This is a genomic window from Collinsella sp. AF11-11, from assembly GCF_003465485.1.
GTDB lineage: Bacteria > Actinomycetota > Coriobacteriia > Coriobacteriales > Coriobacteriaceae > Collinsella.
This window is the reverse complement of sequence record NZ_QSAS01000005.1, coordinates 35580-59835: the sequence shown is the minus strand read 5'-3', so window position 1 is coordinate 59835 and position 24256 is coordinate 35580. Positions and strand designations below refer to the sequence as shown.

At 59.7% G+C, this 24256-nt stretch carries 19 protein-coding genes and 1 tRNA gene; 9 read left to right on the top strand and 11 right to left on the bottom strand.

The window, feature by feature from the left end:
* The first annotated feature begins 6 nt into the window (after positions 1-6).
* Positions 7-82: transfer RNA gene (locus tag DWV58_RS04935), tRNA-Arg, on the top strand.
* Positions 83-530: 448 nt separating this feature from the next.
* On the opposite strand, the gene DWV58_RS04930 is transcribed toward DWV58_RS04935, so the two are convergent.
* Positions 531-764, bottom strand: a complete 234-nt coding sequence (locus DWV58_RS04930; RefSeq protein WP_231500812.1) for a helix-turn-helix domain-containing protein — start codon at positions 762-764, stop codon at positions 531-533.
* A 137-nt stretch (positions 765-901) separates the two neighbouring features.
* Between DWV58_RS04930 and DWV58_RS04925 the strand changes: the two genes are divergently transcribed.
* The 8 genes from DWV58_RS04925 (at position 902) to DWV58_RS04890 (ending at position 10083) form a co-directional block, all read left to right on the top strand.
* A complete protein-coding gene (locus tag DWV58_RS04925; protein ID WP_117776379.1) occupies positions 902-4201 on the top strand; it encodes a CAP domain-containing protein in 3300 nt (1099 codons plus the stop codon).
* Between the two features lie 47 nt (positions 4202-4248).
* Positions 4249-4911 (top strand): hypothetical protein, encoded by a 663-nt coding sequence (locus DWV58_RS04920; RefSeq protein WP_233540509.1) that lies wholly within the window; start codon positions 4249-4251, stop codon positions 4909-4911.
* Positions 4912-5596: 685 nt separating this feature from the next.
* Entirely contained in the window at positions 5597-6187 is a 591-nt protein-coding gene (locus DWV58_RS04910; protein WP_117640693.1) for a ribbon-helix-helix protein, CopG family, read from the top strand.
* Complete coding sequence (locus DWV58_RS04905) at positions 6174-7373, top strand: relaxase/mobilization nuclease domain-containing protein (RefSeq protein ID WP_158564521.1); 1200 nt, start codon at positions 6174-6176, stop codon at positions 7371-7373. The genes DWV58_RS04910 and DWV58_RS04905 overlap by 14 nt, the downstream gene beginning before the upstream one ends.
* Positions 7374-7560: 187 nt before the next feature.
* Positions 7561-7686 carry a hypothetical protein gene (locus DWV58_RS10085; protein WP_255413117.1) on the top strand — a complete coding sequence of 42 codons (126 nt, stop codon included), beginning with the start codon at positions 7561-7563 and terminating at the stop codon, positions 7684-7686.
* Between the two features lie 299 nt (positions 7687-7985).
* A complete protein-coding gene (locus DWV58_RS04900; protein ID WP_117776377.1) occupies positions 7986-8624 on the top strand; it encodes a hypothetical protein in 639 nt (212 codons plus the stop codon).
* Positions 8621-9346, top strand: a complete 726-nt coding sequence (locus DWV58_RS04895) for a metallophosphoesterase family protein (protein WP_117776376.1) — start codon at positions 8621-8623, stop codon at positions 9344-9346. The genes DWV58_RS04900 and DWV58_RS04895 overlap by 4 nt, the downstream gene beginning before the upstream one ends.
* The gene (locus DWV58_RS04890) at positions 9346-10083 is read left to right on the top strand and encodes a metallophosphoesterase (protein WP_117776375.1); all 738 of its coding nucleotides are present in this window, start codon (positions 9346-9348) and stop codon (positions 10081-10083) included. Before DWV58_RS04895 ends, DWV58_RS04890 begins: the two co-directional genes overlap by 1 nt.
* A gap of 42 nt (positions 10084-10125) precedes the next feature.
* Here the strand turns inward: DWV58_RS04890 and DWV58_RS04885 are convergent, their stop codons facing one another.
* From DWV58_RS04885 to DWV58_RS04835, 10 genes are all read right to left on the bottom strand, one after another.
* On the bottom strand, positions 10126-10704 hold the full coding sequence (locus DWV58_RS04885) for a hypothetical protein (protein ID WP_117776374.1): 579 nt from the start codon (positions 10702-10704) through the stop codon (positions 10126-10128).
* A gap of 608 nt (positions 10705-11312) precedes the next feature.
* Positions 11313-11699, bottom strand: coding sequence for a hypothetical protein (locus DWV58_RS04875; protein ID WP_117776372.1), 387 nt, complete (start codon positions 11697-11699; stop codon positions 11313-11315).
* Between the two features lie 9 nt (positions 11700-11708).
* On the bottom strand, positions 11709-11954 hold the full coding sequence (locus tag DWV58_RS04870) for a hypothetical protein (protein ID WP_117640700.1): 246 nt from the start codon (positions 11952-11954) through the stop codon (positions 11709-11711).
* Positions 11955-12172: 218 nt separating this feature from the next.
* The gene (xerC, locus tag DWV58_RS04865) at positions 12173-13246 is read right to left on the bottom strand and encodes a tyrosine recombinase XerC (RefSeq protein ID WP_158564520.1); all 1074 of its coding nucleotides are present in this window, start codon (positions 13244-13246) and stop codon (positions 12173-12175) included.
* A gap of 816 nt (positions 13247-14062) precedes the next feature.
* Entirely contained in the window at positions 14063-16024 is a 1962-nt protein-coding gene (gene pknB / locus DWV58_RS04860) for a Stk1 family PASTA domain-containing Ser/Thr kinase (RefSeq protein WP_117776370.1), read from the bottom strand.
* 132 nt (positions 16025-16156) lie between these two features.
* Positions 16157-19027 carry an FtsW/RodA/SpoVE family cell cycle protein gene (locus tag DWV58_RS04855; protein ID WP_117776369.1) on the bottom strand — a complete coding sequence of 957 codons (2871 nt, stop codon included), beginning with the start codon at positions 19025-19027 and terminating at the stop codon, positions 16157-16159.
* A gap of 16 nt (positions 19028-19043) precedes the next feature.
* Positions 19044-20843: a Stp1/IreP family PP2C-type Ser/Thr phosphatase gene (locus DWV58_RS04850; protein WP_117776368.1), complete on the bottom strand. Its 1800-nt coding sequence runs from the start codon at positions 20841-20843 to the stop codon at positions 19044-19046.
* Positions 20840-21256, bottom strand: a complete 417-nt coding sequence (locus DWV58_RS04845; RefSeq protein WP_006235180.1) for an FHA domain-containing protein — start codon at positions 21254-21256, stop codon at positions 20840-20842. Before DWV58_RS04845 ends, DWV58_RS04850 begins: the two co-directional genes overlap by 4 nt.
* A gap of 6 nt (positions 21257-21262) precedes the next feature.
* Entirely contained in the window at positions 21263-22276 is a 1014-nt protein-coding gene (locus tag DWV58_RS04840; protein WP_035136732.1) for an FhaA domain-containing protein, read from the bottom strand.
* On the bottom strand, positions 22273-24126 hold the full coding sequence (locus tag DWV58_RS04835; protein WP_117776367.1) for a serine/threonine-protein kinase: 1854 nt from the start codon (positions 24124-24126) through the stop codon (positions 22273-22275). The genes DWV58_RS04840 and DWV58_RS04835 overlap by 4 nt, the downstream gene beginning before the upstream one ends.
* Positions 24127-24256 lie beyond the last annotated feature (130 nt).

Here is a 24256-nt window from a genome sequence, read left to right as displayed (position 1 = left end):
CAACATGCCTCCGTAGCTCAGGGGATAGAGCACCGCTCTCCTAAAGCGGGTGTCGACGGTTCGAATCCGCCCGGGGGCACCAGAAAAATCGCAGGTCAGGAGTTAATTTTGCTTCTGACCTGTTCTGGTTTTAGGGTTAAGAACTGCTTTTGTTTGTAAATCTGGTAAGTAAATAATTTAACTTACCGAGTTTTCCACTGAAAACAGGAAATCACCATTTTGGGGATAAAAAGTTTTCAACAGCCGTTAGTCGGTTCCATTTTGGTGAAGCGCTTCCTCAATTTGGGTAAAAAATTTCACCATTTTGATGATTCTGCTGCTTTGAGTTTTGATAAAAACGCCTGTTCAGAAGCTTGCGCTATACCCATTTTGGTGAAACCAATTAATAGAGAAATATACTATAAAGATATAGGGACGGCGATGCCGTCCTCTTCGCTCGCGAAGCTCGCTGCGCGGTCACGTGCCGTGACCTTGCCGCCGGCTGTGCCGTCGATTGATTCGCTCACTGCGTTCGCTGATTGATTGATGGACTAATCCGTTTTCTCAGTCACACCAGTCATGAGTGCAGCGATTGTCATGTCGAATCCGTTAGCAATTTTACAGAGGTTAGAAAGACTGACATTTCTTCGTCCTACCTCTATCGAGGCGTAGTAAGACCTGTCCATGCCGATGCGATTCGCAAATTGTACTTGAGAGTAACCAGACTTTGATCTTAATTCTTTGCAGCGTAGACCAAAGGATCGTTGTAGCGGCGAGATATCCATGACAAAAAGAGTCATGGATTGTTGTATAAAAGCCAACGGACTATATACAACAATCCCTGTTAAGGCGCATAATTATCTCTATTGGAAAGCACTCTGATGCCCAGTCGGATAGGGCACGGAAAAGGAATGGAATAGCAATGACTCAGGGAAAGCATTTCGCTGCCGGCGGCGATCACTTCGCCACACTGCCAAACAAAAAGATTCACACTCCGAAGGGGATCGCGCGTCTGACCGTCACCGCGGCGACCATGGCCGCCATGACCGGATCGAGCCTCATCTCACCGTTCACGGCATTCGCCCAGACCGGTGACGGGGGCACGCAGCACCCCGCCGTGATGTCGCCGATCGCCGCCCACGCCGGCGCGGCATCCGGTACCGGCACGAAATCCGTCGCACAGACCATCGCGGACCTGCAGAAGGCAGTCGACGAGGCGAAGGCGAAGGAGGACGCCGCCAAGGCATCCTACGATGAGGCCGCCGGTCCCTACAACGAGGCGGCTTCCGCCCGCGACCAGGCCAAGGCATCCTACGATTCGGCAGTCAGCGCCGGTACGGCCGCCGACCGAGCGGCAATGGACGAGTACGCCCGTCAGGTCGCAGAGGGCAAGGACGCCGCCGATGCCGCCGGCAAGGACCTCGAGCAGGCGAAGGCGGGTCTCGCAGACGCCAAGGCAGATGCGTCCGAGAAGGACGAAGCGTACCAGTCCGCCATCAAGGCGGCCCAGGACGCTCAGGACGCCCTCGATAAAGCCAAGGCCGATGCCGTAGGCGCCACCCCGGAGGCTATCCGTGCCGCCGAGCAGGCCGTGCGCGACGCCACGGATGCCGTGAGCAGGGCACAGGCCGAACTCGACAACGCCAACGCGACGCTTGCCGATGCCCAGTCCAAGCTGGTTGCGGCCCAGTCTGCAAAGGATTCCGCCGATTCTGTCCTCGCTGCAGCCAAGCAGAACAAGGACGCGGCGGATGCGAAGGCCGCAGCCGCCAGCGCCGCCTACGAGAAGGCGAAAGCAGACCTCGCCGCAGCGGAGGCCGGTGCGAGCGGTCCAGAGTATGATGCGGCAAAACAGAAGGTCGCGGACGCAGAGGCAGCCCTCGCCGCCGCACGAGAGGCACAGTCCCAGTGCGAGTCCGAGCTCGAGCAGGCACAGTCCGCTGCGGCAACGGCACAAGCCGACCTGAATGATGCCCAGACGGCTCTCTCCGTAAAGCAGCAGGCCGCGGCCGATGCCGAATCCGGTGTGAACGCCGCCCAGTCCGCTCTCGATGCCGCGATCGCCGACCTCGATGCGGCCAAGCAGGCGAATGCCGACGCCGTCGCCAAGCTGGACGCCGCGAAGCAGACTGTCAAGGACGCCGAGTCCGCCAAGGCAGCCGCCGACGTAGAGCTCGCGAACGCCAAGGCCGCAAAGGATACCGCAGACGCCGCCGTGACCGACGCCCAGCAGAAGGTCGACGAGGCACAAACGAAGGTGGATCTCGCAGACGCGCAGCTCAAGCAGGGAGCCATCGGTTTTTTCAAGGCCATGGGTGCCGATTCAGCCATCGAGATCATCCAGAACTGCACGTACAAAGACTACACCGAGATCGGAAACAGTCTCGACGCAACGGGCCTTGAAAACATGCTTTCGTCCATCACGGTCATGAAGAACGTGAACGCCTACCGTAAGTCCGTCGGCCTTTCCGAGCTTGAGGTAAGCTATAAGCTCATTGCGGCAGCGATTGCAGATGCAAACTATTCGACGAAAAATGTAGAGCATGCCCAGCAGTTCGATGTCGGTGAAAACCTTGCCTGGAGCTATCGCGACCCCTGCAAGGCCTGGATCTATCAGGAAAAGGATCTGTTTGACAAGACTGCAGCATCCCTTGGTGCGACGAATCTTTCCGGAAAGGACGCCTACGACTTCTGGTACGCCAACCAGGACAAGTTCGATTACTACCGTATCGGTCATTACATGAACATCATCAACCCTGACTATGCTGTCATGGGATGCGGTCTGAACGATGACACCCGTTTGACGTTCTCGCTCACGCTGCAATACGGCGGTTGGGCCGGTTCGGGCTGGAATACCGGAGCCATCTCCGTCGACGAGTACGAGCAGAAGCTGACCTCCTACATCAACGGCCTGAAGAACGCCAAGAGCGCACTCGACGCAGCCAAGGCCGATCTCGCAGCCAAGCAGCAGGCAGCCACCGACGCCGCTGAAACCGTCCAGCAGAAGCAGGACGCAGCGGATTCCGCACAGGCAGATGTCGATGCCGCAAAGCAGGGTGTTGCCGATGCCCAGCGTGCCGTCGATGCCGCAAAGGCTGATCTCGCATCCAAGCAGCAGGGCGTCACGGATGCCCAGACCGAGCTTAATGCGGCGAAATCGGACCTCGATGCCGCCAACGCGGCAGTCGATACGGCAAAGTCGACCGTCCAGCAGAAACAGGTCGCCTTTGATGCCGCCAACGCAGCCGTAACGGCCGCACAGACCAAGCTGGATTCCGCCAAGGCGGACACCGAGGCCAAGCAGCAGGACGTCACGGTTGCGAACGCCGATCTCGCGAAGTTCTTCCAGGACGTCGCCGACGCCAAGAAGGCGCTCGATACAGCAAAGAGCGTCCATGACGCGGCGGCAGCCGATCAGGTCGAGAAGGCGACCGTCCTCGCCGCCGCCGAGCAAAAGGCGGACGCCACCGCACGCGCCCTCGCGGATGCCCAGCGTGCCGTCGATGCCGCAAAGGCCGACACCGGCGTTGCCGCCGACAGGCTTACCGGCTCCCAGACCGATCTCGATGACGCACAGTCGAACCTCGACATCCTCACCGATCTTGCCGCGAAGCTCGCAGAGTCACAGCAGCGCGAGCAGGATGCAGTAAAGGCCGTCAATGACACCAAGGTCGAACTCGATGCCGCGAAGGCTGACGCCGTCGCCGCCGAGTCCCTGGTCTCCGCCGCCGAACAGGCGAAGGCGCAGGCAGACGCCAAGCTGTCGAAGCTGAACTCCATCGACGCCGGCGCGGCGATCGCTTCCGGCCATGACGCGAACGCGGATGACGCCCTCAACGCGCTTTTCGCCGCAGCAGTCGAGGCACGTGCCAAGGTCGCGCCCGCCAAGGCCATCCTGGACGAGAAGCAGGCCGCGGTGGACGAGCTCCAGCCCGGCTATGATGCGGCGCTCGCCGCCTACGAGCAGGCGAAGTCCGACCGCATCGCGGCGGAGCAGGAGCTTTCCGATGAGATCGCACGACAGGAGGCAGAGGAGGCCGCAAAGCAACAGGTGGCATACAGCCCGAAGCATCTCGCCGGCACGGAGACCGCCCAGCCCGGCAGCCTCGCCCAGACCGGCGACCGCACGGGCCTCATCGGCGAGACGTTCGCCATCGGCGGTACCGTCCTTGTGGCAGCCGGCATCTTCCTCGATCAAAAGAAGCGCCGCGAGCAGATGTAAAAGCGAGTCGGGCGTTGGATATCGGCTAGTGTCCAACGCCCGGTTTCATGGACGGGGAGATCGGTGTGAGAACAAAGGCTATTATCGTTGCGCTTCTGGTGTGCCTTTCGGCACCTCAACTTGGATGTGCCAGCGTTGCAAAGCAAGGAAGCGGCTCTACGGAAAGGGCCGCCACAGCGGTAAAGAATAAAGACAAAAAGAAGCCAAGCGAAGAAAAGGCGACGCAAACCTCTGGAACCAAGTCCGAGGAGAAGAAAGAATCCGACGACAAGGACCAGAAGTCCGATGACTCCAAGAAGGAGGATAACAAGTCTTCCGATTCCTCGAAGTCGGACAGCAAGGGCGATTCCTCCCAGTCCAAGCAGAATTCCGGCAATTCGCAGGGCTCTGGCAGCAACAATTCCTCTTCCAACGGCGGTAGCCAGAAGAAGTGGGTTGCCGAGCAGGGCCACTGGGAGACTGATTACAGCCAGGTCTGGGTGCCGAATGTGGTATATACGCGTCATGAACGTTACATTTGTAGTGCATGCGGTGCATCTTTCGATTCTATAGCCGCTTGGTCAGCTCATAGTGACGCAATGTGGGAACAAGGTCAAGACCATGGAGCATATATCAATGATTCGTATACTACCTCTGAGGACCAGGGACATTATGAACAGAAGGCTACGGGGCAGCATTGGGTCGTCGATGTTGCCGGTCACTGGGAATGATGGACATATGTTCCTCTCCTCTTCCGTTCGGTGAATTTTTATTTATTTGTGGGCGGCCGGTTCGGCCGCCTTTTTTAGACGCCCAATCTGGGAGCAAACGATAGGAAAGCAATCAAACGAGAGGCCGTTCCAAAAGAATCCGGCGGTGCCGGATGCTTCGGGCAAAACCTTCCGCAAATCGGTAAGGTCTTCCATCAACTTGTTCCAGCCCTCGCCCGGAGTCCGCTGCGCGGTAATGCAAACACTCTGCATCCCTCGCATTCGCATTACCGCTCCGCTCTCGCTACAGCGAATCTCTAACACTCAGCATCCTTCGCGTTAAAAATTCGCTTCCGCTCACGGTCTTCGCTGACACTACGACACCGCGAAGCCTTTCGCTCGAAACGAGGCCTCTCATTTCGTGTCTACGCTACGCTTCGCCCAATCGCCGTCCCGGTGATTGCAAGATTGGTGTTGGGCTAGATAAATGGGGCCATACTCGCCCCTTTATCTGCCAACACATCTTGTTTAACACCTCACACGGCGATAAAGTTAGAAATGAAGTTCGCCTTCATTTCTCTAAGGGAAGCGACGGCGTCACTTCAAAAATCGGCGCGACGTCAGTCGCTCCTAAAAAGGAAAGCAATCTCATATCGGTTTTGAATCGGTGGCCTCACCGATTCGCTCTGCTTTCCTGGGGGCATGAATGATGAGTTGCAAACGTCCGCACACCGTTAAGGCGACACTCACTTCTGAAGAATACGAAACGCTTTCCGCTTTGGCAGAAAAGGCGGGCATGACGAAAGCCGAATTCATTCGCTATGCACTGATTCATTGGAATGAATCGTTCGATGATCTAGTCATTTCCAAAAATAAGAACGGTGGCCGTAGCAAAAAGCTGCAAACCGTTTCAGAGGATTCGAACGAAAAGCGCTCGGAGGTTATTTACGTCAAAGTCACCGATGGCGAGCACGAGGCGATTCGCAAGCAGGCGGATGCGCTCGGCACGACCGTCAGTGCGTATGCCCGCCGCGTGATGCTGGCCGGGAAAATCGAGATGATCGATTTCGATATGAGCCAGGTCGCAAAAATCTATCACGAGCTGTATCGAGAGGGGACGAACCTCAACCAGCTGATGTATTTTGTGAATGCGCAAGGTCTTCCGGCCTACAACGAGAAGGCGGTTTTCCGAACGCTTGAAAAGGTTTACCAAAATGCCCGTAAAGTCACTCTCTTCATCGAAGAGCTCGAACAGCGCTATTTCACCGATGGCGGTGAGCTCGATGACCGTCGTTAAGCAGAAAGGTGTTTCGTCCGAGCGCTACGCGAAGAATGTGCGCGAGTACATTAACGGCAAGCACGCTTTGGCCCGCGGCGGCTGGAACCTCGCGAACCGAAAGTACTGGTTTTCCGAGATGGCTATGACGCGGAAGATGTTTCATCACGACAGGCCCGCGCGTGCCGGCGCGAAGAACATAACGATGCTTCATCAGGTTCTTGCGTTTCTTCCCGAGGAGTGCAGCTGCAACGGAGGCAAGATGACCCCCGATGCATGTATGGCCTACGCGGAGCAATGGCTTGCGAAACACTACCCGCATCAACAAGTGATTGTCGCCTTGCATGAGGAAAGCGATAAGGCGGGAAAACGTTACGCGGTCCATATGGCGATTAACCGCACGGATCTTTTGACGGGTAAGCGTTGCGAGACGGGCGGGCGTCGCGGAAAGTACGAACGCGCTGCGTGGGTTCGTGAAATGGACGAGGCCTGGAATCTCGCTCAGCTCGAAAAGGGAAAGAAGAACTCGAAGATTCGAGACCGACAGCCGCGCGACACTGAAAAGAAAATCGTTGAGCGGGGAGAGTGCAGTTATAAAAACAATCTGCGCGAGTTGATCCATCTTGCAATCAACGAAGGTCATCCGAAGAATATGGAGCAGTTTAAAAAGTTACTTGCCTCATGGGGCGTAGACATTTTCATCAAGAACAATCGAGTCTATGCGACAGATCTCGATATCAAGGAGGCCGGCAACCCGAAGTGCACTTTCAACCTGACTCGTCTTGACGGGAGGTTTGCGGTCAAGCAACTTGAGGCGGCCTTCAAAAATAACGTGCTGGAGGCCGAGCGAGCCCTTCCTTATGAGAGGCGTTGCGAGATTTACATTCAACGGCTTAAGAAGGCGTATTCGGCGTGGGTCGAGCAGGCAAAGGCGAGCAAGGGCGTCGCCTACAATCTCTTTCCTAAGTTCATCGCACCGAAGTGCGATGAAGATCTGCTCGAGGATCCGGCGGTTCGTGATGAGCTTCTTGCCCGGCGCGGTTACGCAAGGGAGATTCGCAACCGTTACGCCGGCGCCGTTCCCGATGCTGGCGATGACCGCGTTCGCGCCGCAGGACGAGCCCATGGTGGCAACGGCGACATCTCGCCGCAGGTCGATCGTGCGGTCGACCGAGGCGATTACGATCGCGGCGACGCGCCTCGCTAGTTTTGGAAAGCCTATCGTCGGTGCCCTAGCGCGCTGCCATCCAGTGCCGATTCTGCCATACTCGCAATTCGGTGAGGATGAGGAGCGTGAATTGATCGGCGGGGGTCAGCCGCTCTGATAGAATCGTCCTTGCTGGCGGCAGCCCTCGTGCCGGGCAGAGCCCTCCATTCGATGGGAGGTGATGCCCATGACCGATTTCACCGAGCTCGTGAAGCTCCTGACCGCTATGGTCTCGCTCCTCACGGCCCTTGTCGGCCTTTCCAAGGCACTCAAGCAGGGCTCGAAGCCCAAAAAGAAAGGCCACCGTCGCTAAGACGATGACCCAACTTCATTAAGCAACGGCTCTGCCCAGCTCTCTACAACTTGGGCTGCCGTCGGCACCATTTTACCCTCCTGACGAGGAATTCGTCCATATTTCAAAAATCAAATCCTGTTCGCGCGTGGGCCTTGATTATCGACCGTTCGCGCGTGGGCGCGTGGGCGTAAACTTTTAGTTGGGCAAATCCGGCAGATTGGAGCTTGAAACATGAGGGATATGCACCTCATGTCGCTCATAAAACGTCTCCTGACCTCGAAGGAGAACGTTTTTTAGCGACAGAAGGAGACATAAATATGATCTGGTTTACCAGCGACACCCACTTCGGGCATGAGAACGTGCTGAAGTTCACCGACCGCCCGTGGGAGACGATTTGGCAGATGAACGACGCCATCGTCGACAACATCAACGGCAAGGTTGCCGTGGACGACGAACTCTACATCCTGGGGGATTTCTCATTCAAGATGACCGCCCAGGACGCCTACGGGCTGCGCAAGCGGATCGCCTGCAGGCGCATCCACCTCGTCCCGGGAAACCACGACAAGGACTGGACCCAGCCGGCGGTCGCGGGCGCCTTCACCGTGGAGCCGCCGATCTGCGTGCTCAAGATCGACGGGCAGAAGATCGTCCTGAGCCATTACCCCATGGCCGACTGGCAGGGCATGAGCCATGGATCGTGGCACCTCCACGGGCACATCCACAGCAGCGGCGGCGCGTACAACGAGTTCAACCGCAAGCAGGGCCTTCTGCGCTACGACGTCGGTTGCGATGCCAACGGGCACTCCCCGGTGAGCCTCGACGAGCTGAGGGAGTGGTTCGCCGGAGTCGACGAGCCGTGCGGCCGGGTGAAATGGCCCTGGTGGGTCAACGAGACCGGCGACAGGCAGGTCGAGCGCGAGCTGGCGGCGTACAAGCGGAAAGAGGTGATCCGATGACGGTCTATGTGACAGGCGACATCCACGGTGGGCTCGACATGCAAAAGCTCCGCGACTGGGAGCTTGGCGACAGTCTTACCAGCGACGACTATCTCATCGTTGCCGGTGACTTTGGCTTTCCGTGGAACTTCTCTGCCGAGGAATGCGCCGACATCGCCTGGCTGGAGTCGCGCCCCTACACGGTACTGTTCGTCGACGGCAACCACGAGCGCTTCGATCACTGGGAGGAGCGCCCCGTGGAGTTATGGCATGGCGGGCTGACGCAGCGCCTGTCGGACACCTCGCCCATTCGGCGCCTGACGCGCGGCGAGGTCTTCGAGCTCGACGGCTCGACAATCTTCACCATGGGCGGTGCCACGAGCGTGGACAGGGAATACCGCGTTCCGTATTCCAGCTGGTGGCCTCAGGAGCTCCCGGACGAGCGCGAATTCGATGCCGCGCGGGCAAAGCTCGACGAGGTCGGCTGGAAGGTCGACTGCGTCATCACCCATGCCTGTGCCACGCGCATGCTCTCGCCGACGCTCTACCCGGACCCAGGCTGGGAACGCCCCGATGTGGACCGGCTGACCGGATTCCTCGACGAGCTCGAGGACCGCCTGGACTACAAGCGCTGGTATTACGGCCATTTTCACCGAGACGGCAATCCGGACGAACGGCACACGGTGCTGTATGACCGGATCGTGAGGCTCGGGGACAAACTCCTGCCGTGGGGTGCGTACTGATGACGGTCTATGTGACAGGCGACGTGCACGGCAGGGCCGAGTACGGGTCCAGCCGGTTTGCATTCAAAAATTGGCCGCTGGGCCGGACCCTGACGCGCGATGACGCGGTGATCGTGGCCGGCGACTTCGGCTTTGTCTGGGACGGCTCGAATGCTGAGAGGTATTGGCTCGACTGGTTCGAGTCCAAACCGTGGACTACGTGCTTCGTCGACGGAAACCATGAGAACCATCACGCCTTGGCCAATCTGCCGGTGCGGGAGTGGAACGGCGGGCTCGTCCATGAGGCACGACCGCACGTGCTGCACCTGATGCGCGGAGAGGTGTTCGATATCGACGGGCTCACAGTCCTTGCCATGGGCGGCGCCGCGAGCAACGACAGGCAGTATCGCAAGGAGGGGAGGAGCTGGTGGCCTGAGGAGATGCCGAGCGAGAAAGAGACGGAACACTGCCGTTCCTCGCTCGACCGCGTGGGCTGGAAGGTCGACTACGTTGTGACTCACGAGGCTCCGGCTGCCCTTGCTGAGGGGCTGTGTCGCGAACGCGGACGTGAGTACCGCGGGGATCCGCTGCAACGATTCCTGGGCGAGCTCGACGGGCGGCTCGGCTACCGAGCCTGGTTCTTCGGACATTATCACGGCGACGAATGGCGCGACGATAGACATCGCCTGATCTACCGAGACATCGTGCCGATCGAAGATGCCGCGCCCGGTTCTAGAGACCTCCTAGAAGCGTTCTAGGAGGTCTCTAGAAATCAGCCGCCTGATAGGAGAAGCGCGGGGCTACTCGCCCTTCATCTTGGTCATGACCTCGACCTTGGCCTCGGCCACGGTCGCCCGCCGCTCGGAGGCGGCGAGGCGGTCCTTGAGGGCGGCGACTTCGGCCATCAGGTCGCGCTGGGCCAGTAGCGCATCGCTCAGCTCGGCCTGGGCTTTCAACGCAGCGTCACGCTCGCCGCGCAGTCGCTCGATCTCATCGGCCATGGCCTCAGCCTCGGCGTGGAGCTGGGCGACCTGCCTGCCGAGCCCCTTAGCACGGGAAAGGTGCCTGACGCCCGCGGCGTGGAGCTCGTTGTTCTCGAGTTCGAGACTCGCGGTATCGAGTTCGAACTTCTCCTCTATAAAGGCAATCCGCTCATTGCAGTCGGCCTCAATTTTTTCATTCCGATCCGTCGCCTCGGCGAGCTTGCGGTTGAATTTGTCGAGCTGGGCCCTGAGCAGCGCGTTCTCGGTCTTGAGATCGGCGGTCTCGCGCAGCAGCTTCTCTCGCCAAGCCTTTTCAATCTGCTCGGCGGCCTCATCGAGGACGTCCTTCACGCCGGGCGTCTCGCTGATTTTTCTGTCGTTCGGGTTGTCTGTCATCGTGCGGCACTCCAATCAACAATGGGCATGGCTCCGCCATGCCGTACGGCTGGGAACAAATACGCGGCCGCTGTTGAGTTGTGTTTGTCCTGCGCTTGGTGAGTTCTAAAAGCGTCTCAAGTCATACGTTCACGCAGGTTTTCGATTGGAGAAATACCGCACGTTTTCATGGTATCACGTGCCTTAAAGAACATGAATGGGCGGTCATATCGATTCGTTGAAAATAGCACCTATGACGTGCTGGTGGCGGGAGAGTGATGGCGTTAAAGATGTCGAGAATGATTATGGGAGTATTTTAGATGCAGGTATGAGAAAGGGTCGAATCGAAGTGTCTGGCCGGACGCCAATTGTCCGGGAACTGTTTCGGTTCGACCCTGCTTCATTTTACATCCGCGGCATGTTTTTGTAGACGCCTGGCGATTACCGACCTTCACGACCTCGATGACGGTTTCCCCGTCCTCGATTCTTGCCAGATTGCGGTAGACATGCTGCGTGAATGGTCGGATATCATTTGAGCCAGAATCCTCTTCTATTGAAGCGGATTCTGGCTCAGTGGTTTTTAACTCGGTTGTTTGACAGAAGCCCACGTCGATAGTCGGGCTGTGGACTTAAGATTTCGGGGGCTCCCAAGCGTTTTCGACCCCGGCGCGGTAGATTGCAGCGTAATTAAGCATCCAGCTGCCATCACCAGTTTTTTGAATATACCCCTTATCCTTTAGAGAAGTATAGGCTCGGGATATCGTGTTCTTGCTCAAGTGGTAGTGATCCTCAATCCATTTGCTTCTTGCGCAAAAGCCCATGGGCCGTTTGTTTTTGGAAGGTTTTCCAAACTTCCATACGAGGCCGAGGATGAGACGCTCGGCGGCAACGGTGGTGACGCAGCACGCCCACTCGGGCACTGAAATAAAAATAGCTTTATCCATTTTCTCTATAATCTTTCGTTGCTCGGTAACATCATCGTTGAATATGTCGGAAATTGACGGTAGCTCGCTCATGTTTACCACCTAGTCAAGGTGGGCGGTACGACCTTCAAGCTGCTTGAAAAGCTCATAAAACGAGCTTTCAAACATGTAATTCGAGCGATGGATTTGGATGAGCTTGCCGGACTCGCGCATGAATTTGCGTGCGGTGTTTTCGCTCCAGCCAGTGAGTTCGCGGATATCGTTAACGCGGAGCAACCGATCGCACTGAGCGGCACCAGTGGGGAAAGTCGGTGTGGACGCCTGAGTGCTAATCTTTGGAGTAGCCATGATGAGCTATCCTTTCAATGAGGGCCCTCCCTGTGCTTGTAAGACTTACCAGGTTCATAAGCACTTGGGGGGCCGGTTTCTATGACTACATGCGTAGCCATCTGACAGCTTTAGCATGTATTAAAACTCATTAGTTGTCAATCAAATATAGCATCTACCTGCGGAAACGGTATTATAGTACCGTAATATTATGAATAAAACGATGAATGAAAAACATGCTATTTCTCGCTTCTCTGTATATAGGCGTTGATGAAGTCTTCGTAGCCTTTAACTGCTTTTATTTCTGATTGTTGAACGAGGCTTGTATACGTTTTGAGCGTGATATTGGGGTCCGCGTGGCCAAGAATACCTTGCACGCTTCTAACGTCCGATCCGTTCGCCAGCATAAAAGTGCTTACGCAATGCCTGAGCTGATGCGGGCAGATGCCCTTATATAGTTTTCCGCCAGTCGAATTATTCGGCTCATAGATTCCAAGATTGCAGCTAACTGCGAAATCGCGAAACCAATGGTTGAAGATGTAGTTCTTCATGTGACAGGCAGTGGGGACCCCTTGCTCGACAGCAATATCGCTAATGATGGGAGTGCTGCCAGTCTGGGACAGCCCCAGAGAGGCCAGGAGCTCTTTTTGTATGGCTGACCATGATTGAAGACGTTCGGCCAGGGTTTCTCCAACGGGGATTTTGCGTTGGCTTTCTTGTGACTTGGGTGCCCTCAGTTCATGATCGTTGGTGTACTGCCTGTCAATTTTCAAGGTTTTATTGGCAGGGTCCCAATCGCGCCATTCGAGGCCCAGCATCTCGCCTTTTCGCATACCCGTATACACTAGTACTAGCGTACCAACAGCTTCGGCGGTGAGCTCAATGTGTTGAAGATGTGTGCATAGGGTAGCTACTTGCTCGATTGTCAGTGATTCTCTTTTGTTGCGTGGTCTGCGAACATGAACGGTAGCGCAGGGGTTTCGGTCAATTATTCTCTTTGCGACTGCATTCGACAGAATCTGGCGCAGTTTCGCATTGATTCGTACAAGCTCAGATGGTTTGTATTTTCCCGTACGACGAGCTTCGGCATATGTTTCTTCGATTAGATCGGGAGTTAGCCCCTCAATTGTCTGAAACGCGCCGAATAGGTCTTCGATATGCCTGCAATCGTACGCTTCTCTTTCATAGCTCGTTGGCGCAAGCTCGGTGTCCCTATTTTCATGAAAGGCCCAGCAGTAGGACGCAAGCAAAGTGGGCTTTTTAGTTTTAGTGATCGTGCCAGAGGAGTTGATTTCAGCCAGCTTGGCCTGCATTGCAGCCTTAGCTTCTGTTTTAGTCTTGCAACGAACCGTATAAGTTGGGGATCGTTTGTAACGCCCTGTCTTAGGGTCCTTGACCCCAAGGGAAAAATAATAGCGATAGGTGTTAGGTGATCTCTTGTCTTTCCAACACGTGCCTCTTCCGCTAATTAGTGGCTGTTCTGACATCTTTGCACTCCGTTTCTTTGAATAGTTTTCAACAATTCATTGAGTGCAGTTTAGCTAAAGCTGTTAGTAATATGTTTGTAAAAGCGTAGGCGCAGCTACCGGAGGTAAAAGACACAAACTGCTATGTTTATCTGCGGTTATATGGTGTTCAATGATGCTTGATGAATAGTAGGGGGTAGCATTAAATCATATCTCCTAAAGCGGGTGTCGACGGTTCGAATCCGCCCGGGGGCACCAGAGGAATATCGAGCCCGGTACCGCTACGGTGCCGGGCTCTTCTGGTCTAAGGGCAGGATTCGGACCGTCGACACCCGCGTCACTCATTTCCCCGCGGGGGGAGTTTTCGAATCCGCCCGGGGGCACCAGAGATTTGTCGAGCCCGGTACCACCACGGTGTCGGGCTCTTCTGGTCTAAGGGCAGGGTTCGAGCCGTCGACACCCGCGTCACCAATTTCCCGCGGGGGGGGGTTGAATTCGCCCGGGGGCACCAGAGATTGATCGAGCCCGGTACACCGCCACGGTGCCGGGCTCTTCTGGTTCATGCCATGTCAAAAACGAAGCGCCCGCTTGCTGGGGGAGCAAGCGGGCGCCTGTGAGTGAATATGTTTGCGGCGAGAGCCGTAATGGGCGGTGGGGTGGCGACTAGTTGACCGTACCGGAATCGTCGCCCGTGCCCGAGCCCGAACCCGAACCCGAGCCAGAAAGTGCGACCGTCAGCGTAATCGTGCTGTCGGTAGACTGCTTGCCGGTGGGGGAGACGCCCGTAACGGTGGCGTTTTCGTTGCCGCTCACGGGGTTACCGTTCTGATCGCAGAATGCGATGTTGTAGAACCCGGCGTTGTTGAGCGCGGTAACGGTGGCGGAGATGCTCTTGCCGTACAGGTTGCCCGGAACGCTGGCTTTGCCGGACTTCTTGGCAATGACGACGGTAATCGTGGCGCCAGGCTTCTGCTTGCCGCTGGGGTTCCAGCTAATCACGGTGCCCTCGGTAACCGAGTCGTTCTCCTGGTAGCTCACGTCGACGCCAAAGCCTGCCATATCGAGGGCGTTGCGCGCTTGGGCCTCGGTCATGTCGGTCAGATCGGGGACGGACGTGGTATCCGGGCCGCTCGAGACCTTGTACGAGATGGTCGTGCCCTTCGCGACTTCCTTACCGGCTTCGGTGCCCTGATCAAAGACCTGGCCCTCATCGGCCTCGTTGGCCTCCTCGGAGGCGTTGCCCTTCAGGCCAACGCTTGCCAGCGCGGCTTCTGCCTGGTCCTTGGTCAGGCCGACAAGCTGGGGAACCTCAACCTTCTCGGAGGGCTTGGGGCCCTTGGAGATTACCAGGTTCACCTTGGTGCCCTTGGCCTTCTTGGTGTGGCCGTTGGGCGTCTGCTCGGCGACCTTGCCCTCGTCGACATCGTCGTTGTAGCTTTGGTCGATGGTGCCGACCTCGAGGCCGGCTTCCTTGATCAGCTCGACGGCAGTCTGCTGGTCCTTGCCCAGCACGTCGGGCACGGGGACCTGCTCGCCGCCAAAGAGTCCTGTGGCAAAGGCCACCACGATGCCGATGACGGCAACGGCTGCCACCACGGCGGCGATGATCTTGTTCTTGTTGGATTTGGGCTTTTCGACCTCGTAGGAGCCGGTGGAGCCCGAAACCGAGCTACGGGCGGTATTCTGGCCGCTCACGCCCGAGACGGGACGCACCATGGCGCGCGTCTGATCGGAAAGCTCGCGAGTCTTGGTGGCGCCCAGCTCACCGGGGGCACCGATGATACGCGTGGGCTCCGAGATGTTGACGGCACGGCCCGACAGGTAGCTGTTGAGCACCTGACGCAGCTCGTCAGCGGTCTGGAAGCGGTTTGCCGGGTCCTTCTCCATGCACTTGAGGATGATGCGCTCAAGGTCGGCGTCGACACCGGAGTTGATCTGGCTCGGCGGGATAGGCAGCTCGTTGACCTGCTTGAGTGCGACCGAGATGGCGTCATCACCGTCAAAGGGCACGCGGCCGGTGGCGCACTCGTACATCACGACGCCCAGCGAGTAGATATCCGAGGTGGGGCCGAGGTCCTGACCGCGGGTCTGCTCGGGGCTGACGTAGTGGGCGGTTCCCAGCACGTTGTTGTCTTGCGTGAGGTGGCTGTTCTTGGCGCGTGCGATGCCAAAGTCCATTACCTTGATGTTGCCGTCGGGCAGCACCATGATGTTCTGCGGCTTAATGTCGCGGTGGATGATCTCGTGCTTGTGGGCGACCGAAAGCGCAGAGCTGATCTGCGAGCCGATCTGGGCGACCTTCTTGGGGTCGAGGGCGCCGTGGCTCTTGATGCCGCTCTTAAGGTCAGTGCCGCGCAGGTACTCCATGACGATGTAATAGGTGTCGCCGTCCTTGCCCCAATCGTAGACGCCCACGATATAGGGGGAGGAGAGACCGGCTGCTGCCTGTGCCTCCTGCTTAAAGCGTGCGGCGAAGGTTGCGTCACCGGCATACTGTGGCAGCATGATCTTGACGGCTACCGTGCGGTCGAGGACCTGGTCCTGTGCACGGTAGACGGTCGCCATGCCGCCTGTTCCCACCTTATCCTTGAGGAGGTATCTTCCCCCGAGGACCCTCTGTTCCATTCCTGCTCCTAACATAACTATTCGCTCAACGATGTGTGTAGTACCTACGATGTGGCCGCTGGGGCCGTGTGGCGCGTTGCCGCTAACTCTTCGGCCGCGGCGCGCCTCGGGTGTCCGATTCGATCATGGGCATCACGCTCCCTGTGCGGCAAGCGCCGCGGTCAGGACGATGCCGGCGATCTTGGCGGCCTCGACGTCATGCTTGTCGTAATCCTCTAAGGCCACCGAGATAGCGACCGTGGGTGAATCGTAAGGTGCAAAGCCAACGAACATCGAGTTGACGTTGGTGCCGCCGGTCTCGGCCGAGCCAGTCTTGCCGGCGACCTTGACGCCGGGGATTTGGGCATCGGTGCCGGTGCCGGACTGGACGACGGCAAGCATGGCCTGCTTGACCTGGTCGGCCGTGGCGGAGCTGACGGCCTGACCCAGCGAGCGGGACTGCGTGGTCTTGACCACGGTTCCGTCCGGGGCGAGTACCTGGGCTACAAAGTACGGGTCCATGACTACGCCGCTGTTAGCGATGGCGGCGGCAATCACGGCGTTTTGCATGACGGTGGTCTGCGGGCCGGGCGTGTGGTCCATGCCGACAGGCTGGCCGGCGCCGGCCCAGGCGGTCTCCCACTCGGTCATGAGCGACGGGTCGGCCATGATGGAGGCCGCGGAGGTCAGGTCCTGGCCGAGCTTTTGGCCGTAGCCAAAGGCGTTGGCAAACTGCACGAGCGTGTTTGCACCAACTTCGTTTGCCACCTGGCCAAAGACGACGTTGGAGGACACGGCAAAGGCCTGCTGCAGGCTGATGGTGCCGTAGCTCTCGTTGGCATAGTTGGTGACCGGTGCGTTGCCGATGTCCATGGAGCCGGGCGCCTGGTAGGTGCTGGTAAGGCTGGCGGTACCGGTCTCGAGTGCCGCGGAAAGCGTAACGACCTTAAACGTTGAGCCCGGCGTGTACAGCGCGTCCATGGCGCGATTGTACATGGAGCCGTCCTCGCCGCCGCCCGTCTGCAGCAGGGCATCGATGTTGGTGTTGTCGTAGGTGGGCGAGCTGGCACATGCGAGCACCGCGCCGGTACGCGGGTCGATGACCACTACAGCGCCCTTAAAGCCCTTGAGTGCCTGCTCGGCCGCCGTCTGGATACGCGAGTCGATGGTGAGCTTGGCGGTGTTGCCCGGCTGGGTCTGGCCCGCGAGCGACGCGATGGCGTTGTTCCAGCTGGAGTAATCCTTAGAGCCGGTGAGCGTGTCGTTCATGACGCTCTCGATGGCGGTGGTGCCATACTGCTGGCTCACGTAGCCAACCACGTGCGCTGCCAGGTTACCGTTGGGGTAGGAGCGTACGTAGGTGCCGTCCTCCTGCTGCAGCGACTCGGCCAGCGTCACGCCGTCGGACGTGATGATGGAACCGCGCTGGATGTACTTGGAGCGGGCGATGGTGTGGTTGTTGGTCGGCATGTCCTGATAGTCCTTGGCCTTGATGACCTGGACATAGGTGAGGTTGCCGATAAGGATGGCGAACAGCGCCGTAAAGGCGAGTACCGCACGGGTTAGACGGTTGGCGAGCGCAACGCGGCCGAGCACACCGGATTCAGGCGTGTCGAGCAGGCGACGGCGCATGCGCGAGCCGACGGAATGGCTGCCACTGCCGTAGGAAGACGAGATGGCAAAGCGCGTGCCCGTCGGGGCGGCGGCAGATGCGACCTGATCATCGGTGATGGCGGCCATGGTGCCGGTGCCGGTAAGCTCGGCCTCGCGTCCGGTCGCCTCGTCACCGGCGCGCAGCAGGAGCGCGACGATGATAAAGCTTGCCAGCAGCGAGGAGCCGCCCTGGCTCATAAAGGGCAGGGTGACGCCGGTCAGCGGGATCAGGCGGGTTACGCCGCCAACGATCAAGAAGGCCTGGAAGCTGATGGCGGCCGTAAGGCCCGTGGCGCTAAAGGCGGCAAGGTCGGACTTTGCGCGGGCAGCCGTGGTGAGGCCACGCACGGCAAAGAGCATAAACAGGATGAGCACGGCGCCGCCGCCCAAAAGGCCCATCTCCTCGCCGATGGCCGAGAAGATAAAGTCGGACTCGACGACGGGGATGTTATTGGCCATGCCGTTGCCGATGCCAACACCGACCAGACCGCCATCGGCAAGCGAGAAGAGCGACTGGACGATCTGGTAGCCCTGGCCCTGGGCGTCCTTAAACGGATCGACCCAAACCTGGAAACGCACCTGAACGTGCGATAGGAACTTGTAGGCGCCCACGGCTCCGACGGCTAAGAGCGCAAGGCCGATAACGACATACGAAAAGCGCCCCGTGGCAACGTAGAGCATCAGCAAGAAGATGGTGTAGAACAGCACGGCCGAACCCAGATCGCGTTCGAAGACGACGACGAGCAGGCACACACCCCACACGGCAAACAGCGGCAGCAGCAGTCGCAGGCGAGGGATCTTAAAGCCCAGGATCTTGCGGTTGGAGATGGAGAGCAACTCGCGGTTCTCGGCCAGGTACCCGGCCAGGAACAGCACGATAAAGACCTTGGCGAACTCGCCGGGCTGGATGGTAAAGCCCGCGATGCGAATCCACAGCTTGGAGCCCGAGATCGTGGTGCCGATAAAGATAGGCAGCATCAGCAGGATGATGCCGATGATGCCAAAGGTGTACTTGTAGCGCATGACCACGTCGAGGTTTTTGACCAGTGCAAGCGTTCCCACCATGAGCGCCACCGAGACAAACAGGATGATGAGCTGTGAGATGGCGAGAGCGGGGGCGAGGCGTGTCACGAACGTGATGCCGATGCCCGAAAGTATAAATACGATGGGTAGGATGGCAGGGTCGGCGCCGGGCGCCAAGATGCGCACGGCAATGTGGGCCGCGGCAAAGGCGGCAAAGAGGCCGATCGGTACGGCGAGCGTCTCAAAGGAGATGGCAGCGCCCGCGGTGAGCACGTACATCGCATACAGCAGGATGACGGGGAACGCCGAGGCGATGAGCAAGAGCAGCTCGGTGTTGCGGCGACTCATAAGCGGCACTCCCTTTCTAATTCTTATCGGAGGCTTCGGCCTCGGCGGACTGTTCGGCGGTTTTCTCGGAATCTGATTCGGAGGTCGATCCCTGATTGGTGTTGTCGCGAATCGTCTGCGCGTCAATCACCTGGCGGGTCTGCTCCTCGTCGATCTGGTGGCGGTACTTGGATATCGTGTCCTGCGCATCGTCAACACTTGTTTGCGGAATGCCCGCCTTGAGGCGGTTTTGCGTGTCTTCGGGCAGGTCGGATAGCTTGATGCTGGTTTCGCTTTCGAGCCAGTGGAGCTTGAGTCCGAGCGGCTTGCCGGGCAGGCCGCGCCAGACGGCGACATTGCCCTGGTAGGTACCCAGGTAGTACGAGCCGGTGACACCCGTGTAGGCCCAGATGCCAGCTGCCAGCACAAAGACGAGGGCCAGAATGGCGGCGATAGTAATGTTGCGGCGACGCACGCGCTGCGCCTCGCGCATAACGCCATCGTCAACCAGGTCAACGACTACTACGGTCACGTTGTCGTGGCCGCCGGCGGCAAGCGCCGCGTCCACTAGGTTGTCGACGCAGATTTGCGCGGTTGAGGACTGCGTGGCGATGTTCTCGATATCGCTATCGGGAATCATGCTCGAAAGGCCGTCGGAGCACAGGATCAGGCGGTCGCCTTCCTCGATATGCAGAGTGAAGTGGTCGGCATACATGGCGGGGTCCGAGCCCAGCGCACGGGTGATGACCGAGCGGTTTGGGTGGACGCGAGCCTCGTCTGCCGTAATCTCGCCGGCGTCCACGAGCTCCTCCACGTAGGAGTGGTCGCGGGTCACGCGGATGAGCGTGCCCTCGTGGAGCAGGTAGGCGCGAGAGTCACCCACGTGGGCGATGGCGAGCGTGTCGTTTTCGATGTAGGCGCAGGTGGCCGTGCATCCCATGCCGGGTTTGCCCAGGCCGTTGAGGGCGGCCTCGATCACGGCGGCGTTGGCGGCCTCGACGGCTGCGGCCAGGCGCGCGGCGTCGGCGGACTGCGGCGCCGTCTTGGCGACGGTCTCGACGGCGATGGAGGATGCCACCTCGCCGGCGGCGTGTCCTCCCATGCCGTCGCACACGCAAAAGAGCGGCGACTGCACCAGATAGGAGTCCTCATTATGCGGGCGTACACATCCGACGTCGGAGCGGGCGCCCCACATAAGCTGCGTGGTGGTGCCGGCGTCGTAGGTCGAGTCGGTCTCGATGCGCTCGTCGGTCAGCGGCTCAAAGCTCATGGTCGAGCCGGGGTCTTTGAGCTTGGCCTCAACGGCGGCAACGTCGATTTCGGCTGTGTCACCGGGAGAGACGGTGTCGGTCTCGGCGTTTGATTCGGAATCGCCGGTGTCCGGGGAGTCGGGCTCCTCGGACACGCGGGCGGTCGACTCGTCGTCTTGCGGGCTGACGTCTATAGGCTCGGGCGCCGGCGTAGACGCGGGCGCAACCTCGGATGCCGGGGCTATGGGAAACGCCGGCGCGGCGGGCTCGGGTGCCGCAAACACCGCAGCGCTCTCGTTAATTGCCGCGGCGACGGGCTCTGCAAAGTGAGCCGGCGCCGGGGTTGCTTCGGGCGCTGTGGGCTGTTCCGCAGCATGTGCGCCGATGGGCGCCGCTACGGCATCCTCTTCGTCCTCGTTATCGGCGAGATCCGAAATATCATGCGTTACATGCGAAAGAGGCAGGGAGAACACGGTGTCCTCGGGCTCCACGGGTGCGGAGCCCGCCGGAGCGGCGTGGGCCGGCGCAGCTGTGGCGGCGGCCGGTGCCTCGGTCATAGTTGCGGACTTGTTCTCCTCGTCGATCATCGACGGTTCACCTTCATGACCACATCGCCAATCTGGACTTCGTCGCCCTCGCGCAGCGTCGCGGGCTCCACGAGCTGGCGGCCGTTGACGAGCGTGCCGTTAAGCGAGTTGAGGTCCTCGATGATGAGCGCCGGGCCCTGCAGCGAAAAGCGCGCATGCGAGGCCGAGACGAACGGTTCGTTGATGCAGATGTCCGAAGATGGCGAGCGACCGACGATGACGGGGCCGAGCATGTCTACGTGGATGCCACGGATGCCGCGCGGGCCCTTGTCCACATCGATCGTCCAGATAGCCGAGTCGCGGCGCTGTCCGCGCACAAGTCCCACGCCGGTCTTCATGACGGCGAACAGGAAGATATAGAGCAGGGCGACCAGGACGATGCGGCCTGCAAAAAGGACGATATCGATGTTCATAAGCGACTATCCCCTAAATTCAAAGGTGCTCAGGCCAAACGTCAGCAGATCGCCGTTGCGCAGCGGGCAGCGCGTAATGCGGCGGTTGTTGACGAGCGTGCCGTTGGTGGAATTGAGGTCCTCGATCGACCAATCCGAGCCCGTAAAGGTGAGCTGGGCGTGGCGGCGCGACACGTTGGGGTCGCGCAGGGCAATATCGGAAACCGAGCGCTCGCGACCGATAGTCACCTGTGCGGAGGTGATGCTATGGCTCTCGCCGCTCACGACGTCGACGAGCTGGGCGAGCGGGCGCTGCGGGGCGCGAGTGCTCGCCATGTTGGAGGCGATGCCGGCTGCGGCGCCTAGGCCCACGGCGGCACCGGTCGCGGCGGCTCCGCCCATGCCGGCAAGCGCGTCGCGCGAGACGGTCTGCGGCACCGGGATGGGTGCTGCGGCGGGGTCGGGGACGCTAGGCGCGAAGGGGTCTGCCACGGCAAGCGGGTCGGGAGCGGCGGCGCGAGGCGTCGGCTGCTGCTGGGGCATGGCAGCGGGGCGCTGCTGCTGCGGGGCAGCAAACTGCTGCTGGCCGGCGCGCGGGGCGCTGGCGGCACGGCTTGCCGCGGAGTTGTTCTGGCCCAGGCCGTTTTGATAGGCGCGCTCTTCTTCGTACAGGCGGCCGAGCGTGGGGGCATCGACGTTCTCGGCAAAGACCGAGAACTTGCCGGCGCGCAGCTGCGGATCGATCATAAAGCGCACGAGGGGCTCGCCGACAAAGACATAGCGGCGCTTTTCGGCCTGCGCTTTCACAAACTCGCGGACCTCGCGCGAAAGCTCGGGGTAGAACGGGGCGAGCATGGGATCGTCGTCGGCGGCGATCAGGATGGTATAGAGTGCCGGCGCCGTGTTGACGCCGTTGATCACCAGAGTCTGATCCTCCATGTCGCGAGCGGCCTGCTTGGCAAGCTTCTTAAAGGAGAACGGGGCACGGGTGGCACCGAAGATGCCGGCCACGTGGTCCTCGAAGATGTTCAGGAAGTTCACGAAAGATCACTCTCCGTATAGGTTCTTTGGTATCCGAGCAAATATAGGCATATCCCAACGATTATAGAGGATAGGGTTCCCGCAACCGCCGCCTTGGCGGCGACCGCGGCTGCAAGGCTGGCAATTTCCATATGGTGTGCAAGACAGGATGCCGCTGCGCAGCCGATGCCGGTGACGGCGATAGCGGCGATTGCGGCAAGGTTTGAGCCCTGGTCGGCACGCTTGGCATGGGCATTGAGCAGCGCAGATGACGCTGCGGCAGTTGTCGCGACCAGCACAAAGGCAGCCCAAAGGAGCGGGTCTTCCAGCGCTGCGGCAACGTTACCGAGCCCCAGCACGCCTCCGGCTGAAAGCGCGACCGTGGCCAGACGGGCAAAAAGCACGCCCATGCCCGTTGCCGCGGCGGCGCTTGCCGGGCCGAGCCAAAATGACGCGACGCCGGCGGCGACCCCAGCTGCCAGGAAGGTATTGCCAGTCAGACAGCCAAGCGCGAGTGCACAGGTGAGCGCGGCGCTCGCGGCAGCCTCGGTGCGACCCCAGGCGATCCACCAACCGGACATGGCAGCGGCAAAGATCACCGCGACGGGCAACATCGACAGGATGCCCTGCGCCTGCATGGTGGCGTTGGTCATGAGCACCAAAAAGCCCACAGCCGAGATGGCCGAGCCAATCTGGGGGGCCAGGCCAGCCGCCGCTCCGATCGCGATAGCCGCAATGACCAGGCCGGGAAGCGCCGCGACCCCGGCCGTTTGCATCAGCAAAAAGCTAAAGGTGCCGCACGTTAGCGCCGAGATAGCGTGCATGGTGTAGTCGCGCGCATGGCTCCAGCGCGTGCCCGCCCAGCCGAGCGCGGGGTCGACCTCGATGGCGTCGTCCTCGTAGTACGACGGCTCGATATCGTCGAGCTCCTGCTCGTCATCCGAAAGCTCGCCAACCATTTGCTCCAGACTGCGACGGCCCTCGCGCACGCTGCCCAGACCGGCAAGGAGTTGGTCGCAAAATGCCTCGATGCTGTTGGGGCGGTCCTGCGGCATGGGGGAGAGCGCGCTCATGAGCGCGGCCTCGGCTCCCGGGGGAAAGTGTGGTATCAGCTCGCTGGGATAGGTGGCGCCGCCGATGATGCGGTCGAGCGAGTCGGCGGGCGTGGCCGCCATAAAGGGAGCGCTGCCGCACAAGCCCTCATAGATAACGCAGGCAAGGGCAAAGACATCGGCGCGTTCGTCGACCGTGCCGGTCTCGATATCGAGCTGCTCGGGCGGCATGTAGCCGATGGTGCCGCCGCGCGAGCCGCCAAAGCCACCGGCGGACGACAGTCGCGCCATGCCAAAGTCGGTGAGCTTTACATTGCCCGAGTGGTCGATGAGCACGTTGGCGGGCTTAATGTCCAGGTGGAGTACGCCATTACTGTGGGCGAAGGTGAGCGCCTGGCCCAGGGCATCGGCAATGGCCGCGGCCTCGTCAAAGGTAAGTGAGTGGCCGTCCACGCGATGCAAAAACTCGGCCAGCGACATGCCATCGACATATTCCATAACCAGGTAGGCATAGGCTGTGTCATGCGTAAAGTCGATGACCTGCACGATATTGGGATGTTGAAGCATGGCGGCAGTGTGCGCCTCGCGCAGGACATCCATGATGTCGCTGGCGGGCATGCCGGCACCGTTGATAAGGGGGATGCGCTTAATGGCGACGCGGCGGCGCAGGTGCGTGTCGCGGCAAATCTCGATGGAGCCAAAACCGCCGGTCGCAAGTGTCTCGAGCGGCTGGTACCGCTTGAGCAGCTCGCGAGAGCTGGTGCCCTCCAAAGGAACGTCCGGCGAGAACCGGGCGGTATGTTGCGAGAAAAGCGGCATGGCCAACCCTCGTGCATTTAAAGTTCGTTTGCGAGTGGCGGGCGCGGAGCCGAGCCGTTCGCGGTGGCATAAATGCTGCTAGTGTAGCACGCTCGGGCAGATGGCGAGGAAACGGGGATGAGGTGGTCCG

What these genes read in the sequence shown, in the direction of transcription:
- DWV58_RS04835 (WP_117776367.1), bottom strand. Translation starts at nt 24,126, where the DNA reads ATGCCGCTTTTCTCGCAACATACCGCCCGGTTCTCGCCGGACGTTCCT.
- DWV58_RS04920 (WP_233540509.1), top strand. Translation starts at nt 4,249, where the DNA reads ATGGACGGGGAGATCGGTGTGAGAACAAAGGCTATTATCGTTGCGCTT.
- DWV58_RS04910 (WP_117640693.1), top strand. Translation starts at nt 5,597, where the DNA reads ATGATGAGTTGCAAACGTCCGCACACCGTTAAGGCGACACTCACTTCT.
- DWV58_RS04850 (WP_117776368.1), bottom strand. Translation starts at nt 20,843, where the DNA reads ATGATCGACGAGGAGAACAAGTCCGCAACTATGACCGAGGCACCGGCC.
- DWV58_RS04885 (WP_117776374.1), bottom strand. Translation starts at nt 10,704, where the DNA reads ATGACAGACAACCCGAACGACAGAAAAATCAGCGAGACGCCCGGCGTG.
- DWV58_RS04870 (WP_117640700.1), bottom strand. Translation starts at nt 11,954, where the DNA reads ATGGCTACTCCAAAGATTAGCACTCAGGCGTCCACACCGACTTTCCCC.
- DWV58_RS04875 (WP_117776372.1), bottom strand. Translation starts at nt 11,699, where the DNA reads ATGAGCGAGCTACCGTCAATTTCCGACATATTCAACGATGATGTTACC.
- DWV58_RS04925 (WP_117776379.1), top strand. Translation starts at nt 902, where the DNA reads ATGACTCAGGGAAAGCATTTCGCTGCCGGCGGCGATCACTTCGCCACA.
- DWV58_RS04905 (WP_158564521.1), top strand. Translation starts at nt 6,174, where the DNA reads ATGACCGTCGTTAAGCAGAAAGGTGTTTCGTCCGAGCGCTACGCGAAG.
- pknB (WP_117776370.1), bottom strand. Translation starts at nt 16,024, where the DNA reads ATGGAACAGAGGGTCCTCGGGGGAAGATACCTCCTCAAGGATAAGGTG.
- DWV58_RS04895 (WP_117776376.1), top strand. Translation starts at nt 8,621, where the DNA reads ATGACGGTCTATGTGACAGGCGACATCCACGGTGGGCTCGACATGCAA.
- DWV58_RS04855 (WP_117776369.1), bottom strand. Translation starts at nt 19,027, where the DNA reads ATGAGTCGCCGCAACACCGAGCTGCTCTTGCTCATCGCCTCGGCGTTC.
- DWV58_RS10085 (WP_255413117.1), top strand. Translation starts at nt 7,561, where the DNA reads ATGACCGATTTCACCGAGCTCGTGAAGCTCCTGACCGCTATGGTCTCG.
- DWV58_RS04890 (WP_117776375.1), top strand. Translation starts at nt 9,346, where the DNA reads ATGACGGTCTATGTGACAGGCGACGTGCACGGCAGGGCCGAGTACGGG.
- xerC (WP_158564520.1), bottom strand. Translation starts at nt 13,246, where the DNA reads ATGCAGGCCAAGCTGGCTGAAATCAACTCCTCTGGCACGATCACTAAA.
- DWV58_RS04845 (WP_006235180.1), bottom strand. Translation starts at nt 21,256, where the DNA reads ATGAACATCGATATCGTCCTTTTTGCAGGCCGCATCGTCCTGGTCGCC.
- DWV58_RS04900 (WP_117776377.1), top strand. Translation starts at nt 7,986, where the DNA reads ATGATCTGGTTTACCAGCGACACCCACTTCGGGCATGAGAACGTGCTG.
- DWV58_RS04930 (WP_231500812.1), bottom strand. Translation starts at nt 764, where the DNA reads ATGGATATCTCGCCGCTACAACGATCCTTTGGTCTACGCTGCAAAGAA.